The sequence below is a fragment of the Pseudoalteromonas sp. S1612 genome (assembly GCF_005887175.1).
Classification (GTDB): Bacteria; Pseudomonadota; Gammaproteobacteria; order Enterobacterales; family Alteromonadaceae; genus Pseudoalteromonas; species Pseudoalteromonas undina.
On sequence record NZ_PNDH01000201.1, the window covers coordinates 1 to 219 of the forward strand.

Genomic DNA, 219 nt, shown 5'->3' on the forward strand with positions numbered 1-219 from the left:
TTTCATACGGTCGACAAGGATATCAAGGTGAAGTTCGCCCATGCCAGAGATAAGAGTCTGGCCTGATTCTGCGTCAGTTTGTACGCGGAAAGATGGATCTTCTGCAGCGAGTTTTCCTAGCGCGATACCCAGATTATCCTGGTCAGCGATTGTGCGCGGCTCAAGAGCAACCGAGATTACTGGTTCTGGGCCCTCCATACGCTCCAGCGTAAATATAGC

At 51.1% G+C, this 219-nt stretch carries 1 pseudogene; it reads right to left on the reverse strand.

Annotated elements, in window-relative coordinates:
* Positions 1-219: pseudogene (gene fusA / locus CWB78_RS18695) on the reverse strand (elongation factor G); the annotation flags it as partial.